This is a genomic window from Janibacter zhangyanbonis, from assembly GCF_050507325.1.
In the GTDB taxonomy this organism is placed as follows: Bacteria; Actinomycetota; Actinomycetes; order Actinomycetales; family Dermatophilaceae; genus Janibacter.
This window is the reverse complement of the sequence record NZ_CP191481.1, coordinates 433,846-451,288: the sequence shown is the minus strand read 5'-3', so window position 1 is coordinate 451,288 and position 17,443 is coordinate 433,846. Positions and strand designations below refer to the sequence as shown.

At 70.1% G+C, this 17,443-nt stretch carries 13 protein-coding genes; 8 read left to right on the top strand and 5 right to left on the bottom strand.

Going from position 1 to position 17,443, the window contains the following annotated elements; genetic code table 11:
• Positions 1-24: 24 nt before the first annotated feature.
• The 3 genes from ACQBJO_RS02240 to ACQBJO_RS02230 are packed head-to-tail and all read right to left on the bottom strand — an operon-like array spanning position 25 to position 4,840.
• Positions 25-1,293: an ABC transporter substrate-binding protein gene (locus tag ACQBJO_RS02240; protein ID WP_421008173.1), complete on the bottom strand. Its 1,269-nt coding sequence runs from the start codon at positions 1,291-1,293 to the stop codon at positions 25-27.
• Entirely contained in the window at positions 1,290-2,078 is a 789-nt protein-coding gene (locus ACQBJO_RS02235) for an ABC transporter ATP-binding protein (RefSeq protein ID WP_421008172.1), read from the bottom strand. Before ACQBJO_RS02235 ends, ACQBJO_RS02240 begins: the two co-directional genes overlap by 4 nt.
• Positions 2,078-4,840 (bottom strand): ABC transporter permease subunit, encoded by a 2,763-nt coding sequence (locus ACQBJO_RS02230; RefSeq protein WP_421008171.1) that lies wholly within the window; start codon positions 4,838-4,840, stop codon positions 2,078-2,080. Before ACQBJO_RS02230 ends, ACQBJO_RS02235 begins: the two co-directional genes overlap by 1 nt.
• A gap of 167 nt (positions 4,841-5,007) precedes the next feature.
• Here ACQBJO_RS02230 and ACQBJO_RS02225 point away from each other — a divergent pair, with 167 nt between their 5' ends.
• From ACQBJO_RS02225 to ACQBJO_RS02205, 5 genes are all read left to right on the top strand, one after another.
• Positions 5,008-5,784, top strand: a complete 777-nt coding sequence (locus tag ACQBJO_RS02225; RefSeq protein ID WP_338538827.1) for an SDR family NAD(P)-dependent oxidoreductase — start codon at positions 5,008-5,010, stop codon at positions 5,782-5,784.
• A 99-nt stretch (positions 5,785-5,883) separates the two neighbouring features.
• Positions 5,884-6,651 carry a crotonase/enoyl-CoA hydratase family protein gene (locus ACQBJO_RS02220; RefSeq protein ID WP_421008170.1) on the top strand — a complete coding sequence of 256 codons (768 nt, stop codon included), beginning with the start codon at positions 5,884-5,886 and terminating at the stop codon, positions 6,649-6,651.
• Entirely contained in the window at positions 6,648-7,805 is a 1,158-nt protein-coding gene (locus ACQBJO_RS02215) for an acyl-CoA dehydrogenase family protein (protein ID WP_338538829.1), read from the top strand. The genes ACQBJO_RS02220 and ACQBJO_RS02215 overlap by 4 nt, the downstream gene beginning before the upstream one ends.
• Positions 7,802-8,908, top strand: a complete 1,107-nt coding sequence (locus ACQBJO_RS02210) for an acyl-CoA dehydrogenase family protein (protein WP_421008169.1) — start codon at positions 7,802-7,804, stop codon at positions 8,906-8,908. The genes ACQBJO_RS02215 and ACQBJO_RS02210 overlap by 4 nt, the downstream gene beginning before the upstream one ends.
• Positions 8,905-9,690 carry an enoyl-CoA hydratase/isomerase family protein gene (locus tag ACQBJO_RS02205; protein ID WP_338538831.1) on the top strand — a complete coding sequence of 262 codons (786 nt, stop codon included), beginning with the start codon at positions 8,905-8,907 and terminating at the stop codon, positions 9,688-9,690. The genes ACQBJO_RS02210 and ACQBJO_RS02205 overlap by 4 nt, the downstream gene beginning before the upstream one ends.
• Before the next feature lie 101 nt (positions 9,691-9,791).
• Here ACQBJO_RS02205 and ACQBJO_RS02200 read toward each other — a convergent pair whose 3' ends face one another.
• Positions 9,792-13,328 carry an indolepyruvate ferredoxin oxidoreductase family protein gene (locus ACQBJO_RS02200; RefSeq protein WP_421008168.1) on the bottom strand — a complete coding sequence of 1,179 codons (3,537 nt, stop codon included), beginning with the start codon at positions 13,326-13,328 and terminating at the stop codon, positions 9,792-9,794.
• Positions 13,325-14,230 (bottom strand): 3-hydroxyacyl-CoA dehydrogenase family protein, encoded by a 906-nt coding sequence (locus tag ACQBJO_RS02195; RefSeq protein WP_421008167.1) that lies wholly within the window; start codon positions 14,228-14,230, stop codon positions 13,325-13,327. The genes ACQBJO_RS02200 and ACQBJO_RS02195 overlap by 4 nt, the downstream gene beginning before the upstream one ends.
• 120 nt (positions 14,231-14,350) lie before the next feature.
• Between ACQBJO_RS02195 and ACQBJO_RS02190 the strand changes: the two genes are divergently transcribed.
• Genes ACQBJO_RS02190 through ACQBJO_RS02180 form a run of 3 tightly spaced genes read left to right on the top strand, consistent with a single transcriptional unit; the run spans position 14,351 to position 17,411 of the window.
• Complete coding sequence (locus tag ACQBJO_RS02190; RefSeq protein WP_068424654.1) at positions 14,351-15,592, top strand: NAD(P)/FAD-dependent oxidoreductase; 1,242 nt, start codon at positions 14,351-14,353, stop codon at positions 15,590-15,592.
• Positions 15,589-16,443 carry a fumarylacetoacetate hydrolase family protein gene (locus tag ACQBJO_RS02185; RefSeq protein WP_421008166.1) on the top strand — a complete coding sequence of 285 codons (855 nt, stop codon included), beginning with the start codon at positions 15,589-15,591 and terminating at the stop codon, positions 16,441-16,443. The genes ACQBJO_RS02190 and ACQBJO_RS02185 overlap by 4 nt, the downstream gene beginning before the upstream one ends.
• Complete coding sequence (locus tag ACQBJO_RS02180; protein ID WP_421008165.1) at positions 16,443-17,411, top strand: hypothetical protein; 969 nt, start codon at positions 16,443-16,445, stop codon at positions 17,409-17,411. The genes ACQBJO_RS02185 and ACQBJO_RS02180 overlap by 1 nt, the downstream gene beginning before the upstream one ends.
• Positions 17,412-17,443 lie beyond the last annotated feature (32 nt).

The following is a 17,443-nucleotide window of genomic DNA, read 5'->3' as shown; positions in this document are numbered from 1 at the left end:
GTGCGCTCCTCGATCGTGCAGGCCTTACTTCTTCGGCATGACGTAGAGATCCTTGGCGTCGACGGCCTTGAAGTCCTTCAAGGTCCCGTCGGCGTCAGCCGAGGCGATCAGGCCACCGGTCGAGCAGATGTTGGGCGAGATGGCCTTGGGCACCTGCTTGCCGTTGCACTGGAAGGTCGTGCCGGCGCTGAGCGGGTAGTTCGTGGCCGGAGCCTCGCGCAGTGCCTTGGTCACGTTCTCCGCGGTGACCTCGGCCGGCTTCCCGGCGTTGATCCCGGTGATCAGGCTGAGCGTGCCCTGGAACGCGGTCGCGGCGTAGACGTCGGTCTCGAGGCCGTCGGCGTACTTGTCGAGGATGGCCCGGAGCAGGATGTAGTCCTCGTCCTTCGGGTCCGTGGTGAAGCCGGTGACGAACTTCATCTTGTCGATGCCGGGCAGCGCCGCCGCCGGGTCCTCACCGATGCAGCGACCGTCCATGAGGATGTTCTCGGTGACGTTCAGCGTCTGGAAGGCCTTGGCCGCGCTCGAGCAGAAGTTCGGGTCACCCAGGACGTACCAGATGTCCGGCTTCTTGTTGAGGGCCGCCTGGATCTGCGGCGTCATGTCAGCCGTGCCCGGGGCGATGAGGACCGGGTCGGTCTTGGCTCCTGCGTTGCCGAAGAGCAACGGGGCCAGGGTCTTGGCCGGACCAGCGCTGCCGGGCACGTCGATGACGACGAGGGCCGCGTTGGTGGCCCCCTTCTCCTTGCCGTACTGCGCCGGGGTCGCGAAGACCGACAGGGGGTTGCCGAAGATGAAGACGTCCTCACCCTTGAGCGCCGCCTCGTTGGCCGCGAGGTTGGCGGTGAAGGGGATCTTGGCCGAGTTCAGCTGCTTGATGAGGGGTCCCGGCTCACCGACCGAGCTGGACACGACGGCGACCACGTCCTCGCGGACGAACTTGCTGCCGCACTCCTGGGCGCCGGCAGGCGTGCCCTTGGTCTCGCAGACGACGAGCTCGGCCGGACGCCCACCGACACCACCGAGGTGGTCGTTGGCGTACTTGAGGACGGCTGCCGCCGTCTTGTCCTCGTTGGTCGTGTCGATGGCGGCCGTCTGGCCGGTCTCGACGTAGCCGATCTTGATCGGGTCGCCACTGGCCTTGTTCTCCGCGCCGAGTGCGTCGGACGCAGCCTTGCTGTCGACCGACGACGAGGTCGACGAACCGCCATCACCGCAGGCTGTGATGAGGGTCAAGGCCGCGACCGTCAGGGGGACGACGACGCGCGTGCGCCGCAGTGCCTTTGACTTCATGGGGATGTCCTACTTTCTGGTGGTGCTGCATCGGCCGGCGGCCCGGCAGCGGGGGGACTCTTCGGGGAGTCGCCGAGGTAGGCGGCCTCCAGTGCTGAGGGGTCGGCGGCCAGACCGGCCGCCGCACCCCGCAGGACGGCATCGCCGTGGACGAGGACGAGCGCCTGGTCGGCGACCTCGAGGGCGAGCTGGACGTGCTGCTCGACGAGGACGACGACCACGCCGGCCTCGTCGGCGATCCGGCGGACGACGGGCAGCAGGCCCTCGACGATGACGGGGGCCAGCCCCATGCTCATCTCGTCGATGAGCAGGACCTTGGGCTTCTGGACCAGACCGCGGGCCACGGCGAGCATCTGCTGCTCGCCACCGGAGAGGGACCCGGCGCGCTGGTTGGCCCGATCGGCGAGCGCGGGGAACATGTCACCGACCTCGTCCCACGACATGCCGCCCTTGCGGCGAGCGATGTCGATGTTCTGCCGGACGGTCAAGCCGGTGAAGAGGGCGCGGTCGTCCGGCACGAGGACCACCCCGGCGCGGTTGGTGACCGACGCCCGACCCGACGGCAGGGCCTCGCCGTCGAGGAGGACCTCGCCACCCTGGTGCCGCAGCAGACCCGCGAGGGTGAGCATCAGGGTCGTCTTCCCCGACCCGTTGGGTCCGAGGATGCCGAGCACGGTGCCGGGTTCGACGCTGAGGTCAAGGCTGCGGATCACCGAGATGGCGCCGTAGCCGGCACCGAGACCCCGGGTCTCGAGGACGGGACGTGTGCTGAGTGCGCCCTGCATCAGGCCACCACCATCTCGTGGGAGGTACCGAGATAGGCCTGCGAGACCTGCTGGTTGACCCGGATCTCACGGGGGGTACCAGAGGCGATGAGCTCGCCGAAGTTGAGGACGTGGATCCGATCGCACAGGCTGAGCACCAGGCCCATGTCGTGCTCGACCATGAGGATCGTGATGCCGCTGTCGCGGATGCCGCGCAGCCGCTCCCCGAGCCAGAGGCTCTCCGTGCTGTCGAGCCCGGCAGCGGGTTCGTCGAGGAGGAGCACCTTGGGTCGTCCGATGATCGCCCGGGCGATGGAGACCAGCTGGCGCTGTCCCTGCGAGAGCGAGCCGGCCGGGCGGTCCGCCACGGCGCCCAGACCGAGCAGCGCGAGCGTCTCCTCGACGGGGTCCTGGTCGGCTTCGTGGGCGGCACGCGCGGTGAGCCCGACGATGACGTTCTCGCGGACGCTGAGGTCCTCGTAGAGCTCGATCGCCTGGAAGGTACGGCCCAGGCCCTGGGCCACTCGCCGGTGGGGCTTGAGGCCGGACAGATCGGTGTCGCCCAGTCGGACGGCGCCCTCTGCGGTCGCGAAACCGCTGATCGCGTCGATGGCCGTCGTCTTGCCCGCGCCGTTGGGCCCGATGAGTCCGACGATCTCGCCCTCGCGGACCTCGAGGTCGACCTCGCTGACGGCGGTGACGCCGCCGTACCGGATGGTGAGTCCACGCACGGTGAGCAGATCGGGACCGACCTCCCGCGCCACGGCATCAGCGTTGGCCAGCTCGGTGTCGACCTCGAGGTCGGTCGTGCGCGCGATCCCGGCAGCGCCGGTGTCGGCCAGCGGGTCGGTGCCTGCTCGACGCTCACGCCAGCGCTCGATGACGCCCTGCGGATGGCTGATGATGCCCTCGGGATTGGTGATGACGGTGACGATGAGCAGGACCGCAGCAACGACCTCGTACCAGTGGCCGGTGGTGAAGACATTGGTCAGGAGGACGTACATGAGCCCGAAGGTCGCGATGACGCCCGCGAAGAGGCCACCGCTGACCGAGGTGATCCCGGCCAGGTAGACAGTGCCGAAGAAGGCCAGGCCGACGATCGCCGAGAAGGGGTCGTACGTCACCGAACCGAGCTTGTAGGAGAGCAGGGCCCCGCCGAGTCCGGCGATGAAGGAACCGATCGCGAAGGCGATGATCTTGGTCCGCACCACGTTGACCCCGGCCGCGGCTGCCGAGCGCTCGTTGGCTCGGACGGCGAGCATCTGCGAGCCCAGCCGGCTGGTGCGCAGCTTGGCGACACTGATCGCCACCGCGATGAGCACCACGAGGCAGAGCAGACCGAAGGTGGCCCGGGGGAAGGCGTCACCGGCACCGACCCCGAAGTCGATCCCGAAGAGCGTGGGGTTCTCGACCCTGAGGCCCTCGCCGACGATGTCGACGTTGCGGAACCACAGGGCCTCGAGCGCGCCGGCCAGGGCAAAGGTGACGACGGCGACGGTCAGACCGCGGATGCGCAGGGCCGGCAGGCCGATGACCACGCCGACGACCATCGCGCCGATCGCGGCCACGACCGGCGCGATCGGGAAGGGGACCCCCCAGTCAGCGGTCAGGGGCGCGAGGAGGAAGGCGGCCACCCCCGCGAGGGGGAGCTGGGCGAGGGAGACCTGCCCTGCGTAGCCAGTGACGACGACGCTCGACAGCGCGATGACGCCGTAGATCAGGGTCGAGATGAGTCCGCTGCGCCAGTCCCCGGAGAAGGCGACCAGGCCGACGAGGACGGCGGCGGTCGGGATGATGGTGGGGATGAGCAGGCTCCGCGGTCGAGGGGCCCGCCCGAGCGTCGCGGTGATGATGGCGCCGCGGCCCGGCAGGGGCTTGGCTCGCAGGACGAGGACGACCAGGATCAGCACGAGCGGCACGAGCTCGGGCATCCCGCTGCTGGGCAGCCAGTCGTGAGACCCCGCGAGGAACTGCACCTCGGACTGCAGCATGCCGATGAGGAAGCCGGCGAAGAGGGCCACGAGGATGCTGGCGAAGCCGCCCATGATGGCCGCCGCGAGCGCGGGGACGATGAAGAGGGTGTAGGACACCGGGATCAGCGGCACGATCGGCGAGATGAGGATGCCACCGAGTCCGGCGACAGCCGAGCTGATCACCCAGTTGTAGGCGGAGATGTTCGTCGGCGAGATGCCGCTGACGTAGGCGCCCTTCTCGCTCTCGGCGACGGCGCTCGTCGCGCGGCCCAAACGGGTGTACCGGTACCCGGCTGCGATGAGCAGCCCGACGACCAGGACCGTCCCGGCGAGGTAGACGCGGTCCTTGGGGATGTTGGCATCGCCGAAGCGCCATGCACCCGTGGGGAAGATCGCCGTGACGTTGACCGCCTGCGTGCCCATCCGGGCAGCGATGAGCGAGGTGATCAGCAGCGAGACACCGAGCGAGGCCACAGCCTTGGCCACCGGGGGGGCGTGCCGAAGGGGGCGGAAGACGACCAGGTGCAGACCCAGGCCGATGAGACCGGCCACGACGACCGCCGCGAGGGCCGCGGGCACCAGGCCCCAGGGCTCGCCGATCGAGATCGTGTTGTCCATGCCCGGGATGAGGTTGAGCAGCTCACCCTGTCGGAGCAGTGCGTAGACGTAGGCCGTGACGAGCGCGATGCTGCCCGTCGCGAAGTTGACGACGCCCGAGCTGCGATAGGTCAGGACGAGAGCCAGCGCCAGCGCGGCGAATACCGAGCCGTTGCCCAGTCCCAGCATGAGGAAGGTCAGGTGTTGCGTCACGGTGCTCCGCCCGGTCGTCGGGCCTCGTTGCCCGGCTATTGCTCATTACACATCAGACATCTAGTGTCGTTAGTGCCCAATGTGTACCGCACCAGACCGACCACGACAAGCCCCTTTTTCGAAGATTGCGAGGTCGGCGTGATCTTCGACCCGGACGGAGACCGCTCATGAACCAACCAGCAGCCCTCGAGGGCAGCACCCTCTTCACCGATCGCAGCGTCGTCATCACCGGCGGCGGCTCGGGCATCGGTCGGGCCACCTCGGTCCTGCTCGCCCGGCGCGGCGCCCAGGTCGTCGTCGCGGACGTCGACGAGGCAGCCGCCCGGACCACCGTCGACACCATCACGGCCGGGGGCGGTGAGGCCGTCGCGATCCGCTGCGACGTCTCGGACCCGACCGACGTGCAGGCGATGGTCGACCTCGCCGTCAGCACCTACGGCAGCCTCGACATGGCCGTCAACAACGCCGGCATCGCCCACGCTCCCTCCGACCTCCACGAGCTGGCGGTCGAGGACTTCGACCGCGTCATCGCCGTCGACCTGCGTGGCACCTTCCTCTGCCTGCGCGCCGAGATCGCAGCGATGCTCACGACCGGCGGCGGGCCGATCGTCAACATGGCCTCCAACGCCGGCACCAAGAACGCCCCCGGCATGGCCGGGTACACCGCGGCCAAGCACGGCGTCGTGGGTCTGACCAAGAATGTCGCCCTGCAGTACGCCCGTCGCGACATCCGGGTCAACGCCGTCTGCCCGGGCACGGTCCTGACCGAGGGGCTGGCAGCCTACGGCGCCGACATGCAGGCCCACTGGAGCGAGATGGTCCCGACGGGCAAGCTCGGCACGCCCGAGCAGGTGGCCGAGGTCGTCTCGTTCCTGCTCTCCGACGCGTCCGCGATGATGACCGGCGCGATGGTACTCACCGACGGCGGGCTGATGTACGCCTGACGTCGGCCTGCGACCGCCTGCCCCGAGCGGGTCATAGCCGTCACCGGGCCGTCCAACGATCGATTGAACAGAAGTAACTCTTTCTGTATAGTAAGTTCGGTGGACGAGTACCTGCTGACAGAGCGCGAGGGCCCCGTCCTCGTCATCACCCTCAACCGGCCGCACCGGCGCAACGCGATCGACCTCCCGACCGCCGATGCCCTCGCTGCGGCCCTCGACGAGCTCGACGGCGACCCCGAGCTGCGCGCTGCCGTGCTGACAGGTTCCGGCAGCACCTTCTGCGCCGGCATGGACCTCAAGGCCTTCGCCGAGACGGGCGAGCGCCCGATCTCCGCCTCGCGCGGCGGCCTCGGCATCGTCGGCCGCCCGCCGACCAAACCCGTCGTCGCCGGCGTCATGGGACATGTCCTCGGCGGAGGCTTCGAGATCGCTCTCGCCTGCGACCTGATCGTCGCCGCCGAGGGGACCACCTTCGGCGTGCCCGAGGTCAAGCGCGGCCTGGTCGCCGCTGGTGGCGGAGCGGTCCGGCTCGCCCAGCGGCTCCCACACCACCTCGCCCTGCAGATGCTGCTCACCGGCGAGCCGCTCCCCGCAGCGCGTGCCCACGAGCTCGGGATGGTCAACGCTCTCGTCCCGGCCGAGCAGGTCCGGGACACGGCACTCGAGCTGGCTCGAGCGATCGCGGCCAACGCCCCGCTCGCTGTCGCCGCGACCAAGCAGATCGTCACCGAGACCCGCACCCTCGACAACGCCGCCGCCCTCGCCCACCAGGAGACGATCACCGCCCCTGTCCGCGCCTCGCGCGACGCCCGGGAGGGCGCTCGGGCCTTCGCCGAGAAGCGCCTCCCTATGTGGGAGGGACGATGACCGCGCTGCGCGAACCGGCCGTGAGCGAAGCGCTCGCGGCCACCGACCCCCTTCGCCTCGAGGTCCGCGCCTTCGTCGACGAGGAGCGCGCTGCGGGACGCTTCGCGCCCATCGCCGACGCCTGGCTCGCCGGCTGGGACGAGGACTTCAGCCGTCGGCTCGGCGAGCGCGGCTGGCTCGGCATGACCCTGCCGGCCGAGTACGGCGGCCACGGCAGGAGCGCCCTCGAGCGCTTCGCCGTCACCGAGGAGCTTCTCGCCGCCGCGGCGCCGGTCGCGGCGCACTGGATCGCGGACCGCCAGATCGGTCCCTCGCTGCTGCGCTTCGGCACCGAGGAGCAGCGCCGGATGTACCTCCCGGGCATCGCGCGCGGGGAGGTCTACTTCGGCATCGGGATGAGCGAGCCCGACTCCGGCTCCGACCTCGCCTCCGTCCGGACGAAGGGCATCCGCACCGACGGGGGCTGGCTGGTCACGGGCACGAAGGTCTGGACCAGCGGTGCGCACCACGCGCACGCCTTCTTCGCCCTGGTCCGCACGGCTCCCCTCGACACCTCCCACCGGCATGCCGGACTCTCCCAGCTCATCGTCCCGCTCGACTCCACCGGCGTGACGATCCGCCCGATCCACCTGCTCACCGGTGAGCACCACTTCAACGAGGTCGTCCTGGACGAGGTCTTCGTGCCCGACTCGATGGTGCTCGGCGAGGTCGGCCAGGGGTGGCACCAGGTGACGTCGGAGCTCGCCTTCGAACGCAGCGGCCCGGAGCGTTTCCTCTCCACCTATCCCCTCATCGCCGTCCTCGTCGACGCACTGGCCCAGCGCGCCGACCGCGCCGGACGGCGTGAGCTCGGGCTCCTGCTCGCCCGCCTCGCGACGCTGCGCGCCATGTCGCTCGACGTCGCCGCCTCGCTCTCGTCGGGTGTCGCCCAAGATGTGCCGGCCGCCCTGGTCAAGGACCTGGGGACCCGTTTCGAGGGCGAGGTCGTGGCCCTGGCCGACTCGCTCCTCGACGTCGAGCCCGACCTCGACTCCGACGACCCCACCCGCCGCCTGCTCGCTCAGGCCGTGCTGCACACACCCGGCTTCACGATCCGTGGTGGGACCAACGAGATCCTGCGCGGGGTCGTGGCCCGAGGGATGGGAGTCCGATGAGCACCGAGGCACTGACCGCAGCCGACCTGCGCGACCTGACGGCGATGGTGCACGAGGTGCTCGCCGACGCCTCTCCGACCGAGTCCGTCGACGATGCGTCGACGGCCGCCCGCGTGTGGGCTGCGCTCGACGCGGTCGGCGTCACCAGGCTCGGCCTCGACGAGGAGCGCGGTGGTTCGGGTGCCGACCTGGTGGCTGCCACCGACGTCCTGCGCGTCATCGGGGAGCACACCGCCCCGGGCCCGCTGGCCGAGACCTCGCTGCTCGGTGGATGGCTCCTCGAGCTCGCCGGCCTCGACCAGCCGGACGGCCCGGTGAGCACCGGGCCGAGTGACGTGCGGGCCGAGCGCGAGGGCGACGCCTGGCATGTCACCGGCACCGTGGACCGCGTCCCCGTGCTCCCCGACGACGGCGTCGCGACCATCGTCGTGGCGCTGGCCCAGACCCCCGACGGTCTCGGGGTCGTCCAGCTTCCCGAGCTCGGCGTCGGCACGCAGGTCGAGGGCGTGAGCGTCGTTCCCGGACACAACCTCGCGGGTGAGCGGCGCGACCAGATCACGATCGACCTCCGGCTGCCGCACCTCTCCCCCGTGCCCGACACCGCACGCACCGAGCTCGAGCTGCGCGGCGCGCTCTCTCGTGCCGCACTGGCCGCAGGCGCCCTGCGGCGTACCCAGGAGCTGAGCCTGCGGTACGCAGGCGAGCGAGTGCAGTTCGGTCGACCGATCGGCGCCTTCCAGGCGGTGCAGCAGCAGCTCGCCACCCTCGTCGCCGAGACCGCTGCTGCGTCCGCAGTCGTCGAGGCTGCCGTGCGACGGGTCGCGACAGAGGGGTTCGGCACTCCGGCGAGCGAGCTCGCCGTCGCGCTCGCGGCAGTGCGCACGGCCGAGGCCAGCACGACCGCTGCCACCATCGCCCACCAGGTCCACGGGGCGATGGGGGTCACCCAGGAGCACCCCCTTCGGCATGCGACGACCCGACTGTGGTCCTGGCGCTCGGAGTGGGGCAGCCAGTCCCGCTGGGCCGAGCTCATCGCCGACCGAGCCGTCACCGCGACCGGTGCTGGCCTCTGGCCACTGCTGACAGGAGTAGACACACCATGAGCGACGACCTCGTGTACGACGTCAGCGAGCACATCGCGACGATCACCCTCAACCGCCCCGAGCGCAAGAACGCCTTCACCTTGACGATGGTCGACGAGTGGACCGACGCGCTGCGCGAGTCCGGCGCCGACGACCGCGTCCGAGCCGTCGTCGTCACCGGCGCGGGTGACTCGTTCTGCTCGGGCGTCGACCTCTCTGCGCTGGCCGAGGTCGAGGCCACCCCGTTGGGCCGCAAGGAGATGCTGACCGGGCGCGTTCACCGGGTGGCCACGGCACTCGCCGACCTCGACAAGCCGGTCATCGCCTGCATGCGCGGCGCTGCGGTCGGTGCCGGCATGGACATGGGGCTGCTGTGCGACATGCGCGTCGCCGGCCGCTCGATCAAGCTCATCGAGGGTTACATCAAGGTCGGCCTCGTACCCGGTGACGGCGGTGCGTGGCTGCTCCCCCGACTCGTCGGCACGGCCAAGGCGATGGAGCTGTTGCTCACCGGCGACGCGGTCGGGGCAGACGAGGCCTTACGCCTCGGGCTGGTCAACCAGGTCCATGACGACGAGGTCGTCCTCGAGCGGACCTACGACCTCGCGGAGAAGATCGCGGCCGCTCCCCCGGTCCAGGTCGCGATGATCAAGCGCCTCGTCCGCTCGGCCGAGAGCGTCGACCTGCGCACGCACTACGACATGGTCTCCTCGCACTTCGGCGTCGTCACGGCGCTGGAGGACTACACCGAGGCGGTTGCTGCCTTCGGCGAGCGGCGCGAGGGCGTCTATCAGGGTCGCTGAGACACGGGTCGGCCCTGCCGCCCACACGACTGATCGGGCCCACCCGGCGTGCACGTCCTGCACGCCGGGTGGGCCCGATCAGTCGGTCGGTCGGCCGACCCTCAGAGCAGGCCTGCGACCTCGGCCGAGACCGGGTGGCCGAGCTCGGCACGAGCCTGCACGTATTGCGCCACGTTGCCGAGCTTGACGCCCTCGTAGCCACGCACGATCTCGGCCGTCTCGGCGACGGCGACCGCGGTGTCGTAGCCCGAGGCATCGAGCCCGTCGGCCAGGCGTGCCACGGTCGCGACGTAGTCGGCGAGCAGGGCCCGCTCGAGGCGGCGCACGTGGGCCCGACCGAAGGGGTCGAGCGCGGTGCCACGCAGTCGCTTGGCCTTGGCGAGCGCGACCAGCGCCGGCCGGCCTGCCAGCGGGATCGAGATCTTCTTGCTCATCCCGGCGGATCGCAGCATCGGTGGGTGCAGCCGATAGGTCGGCCGGGCCGCGCCCGGTACCTGTCCCAGCGTCTGCGCCTCGAGGTCGGGGTCGGTCAGCAGGCGAGCGACCTCGTACTCGTCCTTGTAGGCGCCGAGCCGGTGAGCGCCGCGAGCCACTGACTCACTGAAGGCATGGGCCGCGTCGTCGTTGCCCGGGGCCAGTGACTGCTCGGCCACCCAGGCACGCTCGACCAACCGGGCGTAGCCGAGGGCGGCACCGGCTCCGGAGTGGGCATCCATGCCGGCTGCACGGACGTCGGCCAGCCGCCGCGTCTCCCCGGCCATGGACAGCCCGGCGAGGAAGCGCGAGCCGTCCGGCACCGGCGCCTCGACCACCTGGGCCCGGGTCGCGGCGCCGAAGGCCACCGGGTCGGCGACACTGACCCGTCCCCACCTGAAGGCAGCGAGGTTGGCCTCGACGGCCACGCCGTTGAGCGCGATGGCTTGCTCGAGCGCCGCCACCGAGAGCGGCAGGGCGCCCGCTTGGACGGCGGCACCGACGAGGAGCAGGTTGGCCGCCTCGACCGAGCCGAGCAGCGCCGTCGTCGCCGCCAGCATGTCGACGGTGTGCACGGAGCGCGCCGCAGAGCGAAGGGGGGCGAGGAGACCCTGCTCGTCGGGGTAGGTGACCGACGGGTCGTAGACCATCTCGCCCGTGGGGGTCGGGCTCGTCGAGGCGATCACCGTCGAGCGGTCCCGGCCCAGCAGAGCGGTGTTCTTCGCCTCACCGGCGACCATGAGGTCGAAGGCGAGCATCGCATCGGCCCGGCCCTCGCTCATCCGGTTGTTCGCCGGCGCAGCACCGGCAGGCGCGAGCCGCAGATGACTCGTCACCGGGCCGGCCTTCTGTGACAGACCGGTCTGGTCGAGACCCGAGCAGTGCAGCCCGTCGACGAGGGCTGCCGTCGCGAGGAGGGCGTTGACCGTGACGATGCCGGTGCCGCCGATCCCGGCGAGGAAGACGTCGAAGGTCCCGTCGATCGTCGGCCGCTGCGGGCTCGGGATGCTCGGGAGTGTGGCCGGCACGGCCGTGGACAGCCTCACCCCCGGGTCGGTCATGACCGTCATGAACGACGGGCAGTCACCGTCGAGGCAGCTGTAGTCGGTGTTGCAGCTGGTCTGGTCGATGCGGGTCTTGCGCCCCAGTTCGGTGTCGACCGGCTGCACCGAGAGGCAGTTGCTCTTGACGCCGCAGTCCCCGCAGCCCTCGCACACGGCCTCGTTGATGACGACCCGCATGGGGCGCACCTCGACCTTGCCGCGCTTGCGCAGGCGGCGGGCCTCGGCCGCGCACTGCTGGTCGTAGATGAGGACGCTGACACCCTGCACCTCGCGCAGCTCGCGCTGCGCGTCGTCGATGCGATCGCGGTGCCAGACCGTGACCCCGGGCGCGAAACCGGCGTTGCGACCGTACTTCTCGGGCTCGTCCGCACACACGATGATGCGCCCCACGCCTTCGGCGGCGAGTTTCGTGGTCAGCTCGGGCACGCCGAGACCACCCGGCGCGTCCTGTGCCCCGGTCATCGCGACGACCTGGTTGTAGAGGATCTTGTAGGTGATGTTGACCCCGGCGGCGACACAGGCCTGCAGCGCCAGCTGGCCGGAGTGGAAGTACGTCCCGTCGCCGACGTTCTGGAAGATGTGGTCGATGTCGGAGAAGGGCGCCTGGCCGAGCCACTGCACGCCCTCGCCGCCCATCTGGGTGATGCCGGTGACCTGTGCACTCTCGCGGGGTGCCATCGTCACCATCGTGTGGCAGCCGATGCCACCGCCGCCGATGGACCCCTCGGGCAGCACCGTCGACCGGTTGTGCGGACAGCCGCTGCAGAAGTAGGGGATCCGCTGGGCGCTGCCCACGGGGGTGATCGACAGGTCGATCCGGGAGCGACGGGCAGGCGCGGCCGGCTCACGCAGGCCGACGCGCCCGTCGAGCCACTGTCGCAACGCCGGGACGAGCCGGTCGGCCGTCAGGCTGCCGGTCGCCGGGACTAGGGGCGTCCCGGCCCCGTCGGCCTTGCCGAGGACCCGAGGCTGCTGCGCGCTGCCGTAGAGGAGGTCGCGGACCTGCGACTCGACGAAGGGAGTCTTCTCCTCGACCACGAGGATCTCGTCGAGACCCTCGGCGAAGGCGGTGAGCCGCGACCGGCCGAGCGGGTACGGCATGCCGATCCGGTAGAGCCGGATGCCGGCGTCGCTCAGCGCGGCGTCGTCCAGACCGAGGTCGAGCAGTGCCTGCCGGACGGTGTCGAACTGCGCGCCGGTGGCCGCGATGCCGAGCGTGGCACCGGGTGCCTCGACCTCGACGACGTCGAGCTCGTTGGCGGCCGCATACGCCTCAACCATCGCGGTACGCGGGCCCACGAGCGCCGCCTCGGCCTTGAGGCTGTCGGTCGGCGAGAGCATGGCGAGCTGCTCGTAGCGCCAGGGCTTGCCCTCCCACTCGATCTCGGGGAGGACGATCCGCTGGGCAGCGAAGTCGGCGTCGACGGTGAAGAGTCCGTCGGCGACGTCGGACACGATCTTGAGAGCGACCCAGCACCCCGACACGCGCGAGAGCGCCACGGCGTGCAGGCCCATCGAGATGACCTCTGCGGCATTGCGCGGGTACAGGACGGGGATACCCATGGCAGCCAGTGACCGCTCGGAGACGCACGGGACGGTCGACGACTTCGACCCCGGGTCGTCGCCGGCGAGGACCACAGCACCGCCACGCGGGTGGGCGCCGTACATGTTGGCGTGACGCAGGACGTCACCGCTGCGGTCGACCCCTGGCCCTTTGCCGTACCAGACCCCGACCACCCCGTCGACCTTGCGCGTCTCACCGGGCAGCTCGAGCTGGCTGCCCCAGACCGCGGTGGCGCCCAGCTCTTCGTTCAGGCCCGGCTCGAGATGCATGCCGTGCTTGTCACGCAGCGCCTTGACGCCGGCCAGCGTCTTGTCGAGACCGGCGAGGGGGCTGCCCTGGTAGCCGGAGACGAGGCTGGCCGTCCGGGCACCGGCGGCGGCGTCACGGGCGTGCTGCTCGACGAGGAATCGAGCCACCGCCTGGACGCCCGTCAGGAGCACCGGTCGGGCCCCTGCCTCGTACCGGTCGGACAACTGGTATCCACCGGCCGCGGAGTCAGGCACGGAGGGAGCGGAGCGCTCGTCGAGCTGGGTCACCGGATGCTCCCCGAGTGATCGGAGCTGCCCGAGTCCTCGACCTTCTTGCCGGACTCGTCATAGGCGTAGATCCCGTGCCCGGTCTTGCGGCCCAGCCGGCCGGCGGCGACGAGGTTGCGCAGGGTCACCGTCGGCTTGAAGCGGTCCCCGAGGGTGTCCTCGAGGGAGCCGAGAATGTGCAGGTAGGTGTCGAGCCCGTTGAAATCACCGAGCTCGAGCGGGCCCATCGGCCAGTTGAAGCCGACCCGCAGTGCCTTGTCGATGTCACCCGGGCTGGCCACCCCCTCCTCCAGCATGCGCAGGCACTCCAACCGGACCAGCGCCGAGATGCGCGAGGTGAGGAACCCCGGGGAGTCCTTGCGGCAGACCACCGTCTCCTTGCCGAGCGCCTCGCCGAAGTCGACCGCCCGCTGGATGGCCTCCTCGCTCGACTCCAGGCCGGCCACCAGCTCGACGAGTTGCATCATGACGGGTGGGTTGAAGAAGTGCATGCCGACGAGCCGGTGGGCATCCTTCGGGATGGCCGCACCGATGCTCGTGATCGACAGCTGGCTCGTGTTGGTCCCGAGCAGCGCGTCGACCGGAGCGTGCTCGACGACCTGCCTGAACACCGCCTGCTTGACGTCGAGGACCTCGATGACCGACTCGATGACGACATCGGCGCCGGCGACCCCTTCGGCCAGCTGGGTGGTGGTCGTCAGCCGCGCCCGGACGGCCGCCGACTCGTCCGCGTCGATCTTCTCCTTGCGCACGAAGCGTTCCAGACTCTGGGCGATGCCCGAGAGTGCCCGCTCGAGCTGGCGCTCGTCGAGATCGACGAGCGCCGTCTCGTGCCCTGTCATCGCCGTCAGCTGGGCAATCCCGCTACCCATGGTCCCGGCCCCGATCACTGCGACCCGCATGGGCCCTCCATCCCGGTCACGACGGACCGACGCATTGTCTGGCTGCTATTCCCAACACCGTACGGATATGACACTATCTGACCTAGCCGTATCATTGAAAGCCCGCCCCTTGGAGGACCCGTGACCGAGACATTCGTGGTGATCGGCGGAGGCGTCGGAGGCGGCACCGCCGCTCTGGCCCTGCGCACCGAAGGTTTCACGGGGCGCATCGTGGTGGTCTGCGAAGAGAACCGACCGCCCTACTCGAAGCCACCCCTGAGCAAGGGTGTGCTGCGCGGCCAGGAGAGCCCGGAGCGGACTGCCCTGCGCCCCAAGGACTGGTACGACAAGAAGGACATCGAGCTCATCACGGGGGTTGCCGCCGAGCACATCGATCGCGACACCAGGACGGTCCACCTCGCCGACGGCCAGGAGCTCGTCTACGACAAGTTGCTCATCGCCACTGGCGGTGACGCTCGTCGGATGCCCGGCACCGACGGCGTCCCCGGCATCTTCACCCTGCGCACCGTCGAGGACTCCCTTGCGATCAGCGAGCGGCTCAAGCCCGGGGCGCGCGTCGTCGTGGTCGGCGGCGGGTTCATCGGCGCCGAGGTCGCGGCCAGCGCGGTGCAGATGGGTTGCACCGTGACGGTGCTCGAGGGCCTCGAGCTGCCGCTGCAGCGGATGATGCCGCAGATGCTCGGGCAGCTGTACATGAGGATGCACCGGGACAAGGGGGTCGACTTCCGCACCAGCGTCGCGATCACCGACTTCGAGCACGGCCCCGACGGCCTCGTCGCGCATGCCGCCGACGGCAGCCGCTACCCCGCCGACGTGATCGTCATCGGCGTCGGCATGGTGCCCAACGACGACATCGGGCTGCAGGCCGGGCTCGAGGTCAGCAACGGGATCGTCGTGGACGGTCAGTGCCGGACCATCGACCCTGACATCTTCGCGATCGGCGACGTCGCCAACCTCCCCCACCCGCTCATCGGTGAGCGGCGCAGGGTCGAGCACTGGCAGAACGCGCAGCACCAGGCCAAGGTCGCCGCCAAGAACATGTGCGGAGGCAACGAGGAGTTCCTCGAGGTGCCCTGGGTCTGGTCCGACCAGTACGAGGTCACCATCCAGATCACCGGCGTGCCCGAGCCGCTGGACAAGGTCTATCTGCGCGGCGACGTCGACGAGTGGAACTTCTCGGCCGTGCTCGTGCGCAACGGGATCCTGCGGGGTTGCGTCGCCTACAACCGCACCGACGATGTCCGCGCGGTGCGGCGCATCATGCACGACGGCCTGGCCGTCTCGCTCGAGCACCTCACCGATCCCGAACTCGATCTCACCGAGCTGGCCGACGAGGCCGCCGCACAGAAGGAGAACGCATGAAGATCGGACGGTTCAGCGACGGCGGTGACCCCTTCTGGGCGGTCGTCGACCTCGAGGCCCGCACAGTCGATCCGGTCGAAGGCTCGATCGGGTCCTGGGGCCCGCTCGTGTGCGCCGACGGGCCCGGCACCCTCACCCGCTCGGGGGCGCAGCGACCACTCGACGGGCTGGCGATCCTGGCGCCGGTCGAAGAGACCGCCAAGGTCATCTGCCTCGGCGCCACCTACGCCAAGCACGTCACCGGCCTCGGAGTGCAGTCCCATGACAAACCGGCCGGCTTCTGGAAGCACTTCGATGCCCTCGTCGGACCCGAGGATGAGATCGTCTACCCCGAGATCTCGGAGGGTTTCGACTTCGAGGTCGAGCTCGTCATGATCGTCGGTGACACGCTCCATCCGGGTGACCCCGAGCGCAGCATCCTCGGATACACGGTCGGCAACGACACCTCCCTCCGCGACCACCAGTTCGGCGGGTCGGTGACGGGCATGGACATGTTCACCGCCAAGAGCGCCTACCGGTCCGCGCCGCTCGGACCATGGATCGTTACTCGTGACGAGCTCGGCGACGGCACACCGGACCTCGAGCTGACCCTCTCGGTCAATGGCGAGACGCGCCAGTCGGCTCGCACGAGCGAGATGTCCTTCGGCGTGGACATGCTCATCGCCTGGGCCGACGCACGCACCCCCCTTCGTGCCGGCGACGTCGTCTTCACCGGGACCCCTGAGGGTGTCGGTCACGAAGACGGCCGCTACCTCCAGCCCGGCGATGTCGTCGAGGCAACCATCGAGAGGCTCGGTACGCAACGCAACACCATCGGCCAACGCACGTCGAGCACCGGAGGCACTGCCTGATGTTCACCATGCTGCTCTCCGGCGACCTCATGGTCGCCGACGCCGATCGGATGGCCCAGCTGCTGGTGGACAAGGTGGGCATCACCGGACACCCCAACTGGCGCCAGGCCTTCCCCGGCCACCCCTACGTGGCCCATTTCCTGCGGACCCACAAGTCGCTCGCCGTGGCACCCACTCGCGTCGAGCCACAGGGGCACCTCGATGCGGACAACCCGGGCGACCCGATGTTCCCGATCTACCTGCACTCCATCGAGGAACTGCAGGGCACCAACCGACCGATCAAGACGCACGCCACGGTGCTCATCACCGACGACTTGAAGGGGGTGACCCAGCGCCTGCACGAGCGTCGGGTCCCCTTCCGCCTGGCTCGACGCACCCCGGAAATGCCCTTCGACCGGCTGTGGGTCGGCTGCCTCCCCGAGGACCCGCGCTACACACCCGAGGTTGACGGCGGGCTGTGCATCGAGATCATGGGCCTGGAGCCCTTGCAGATGCCCGACGCCGTCTTCCAGACGCCGGCGCCGGAGCCTCGCGACCCCGCACCCAGCGACCTCGTCCGGGTCGTCGCGCGCGGGTTCCTGGTCCGCGACCTCGATGACGTCCTGGAGCGGCTACGCACCAACCTCGACTGGCCCCCCGAGACCATCGAGACCTTCGAGGACGAGGGCCTGCGACGCGCCCGGATGACCTTCGCCCTGGGCCACAGCGCGAGCCTCGACCTCATCGAGCCGACCCGGTGGGACACCGAGGAGGGCCTCTTCCTGCACAACTGGGGGCCGGGCCCCTACTACATCCGGCTCTCGACGATCGACCTCGACGCCAAGGCCGCTGACCTCGATGCCCGCGGCACCCGCTACCAGCGCATCAGCGGGCTGGACTCCGTCGACGGCGACCTGCTGCGCATCGACCCCGAGGATCTCGACGGCGCGCTCGTCGAGATCGTCACCCACACCCCGCCGCGTCCCTGACGCTGCGGCACCGCACAGAAGTGGCCCCGGAC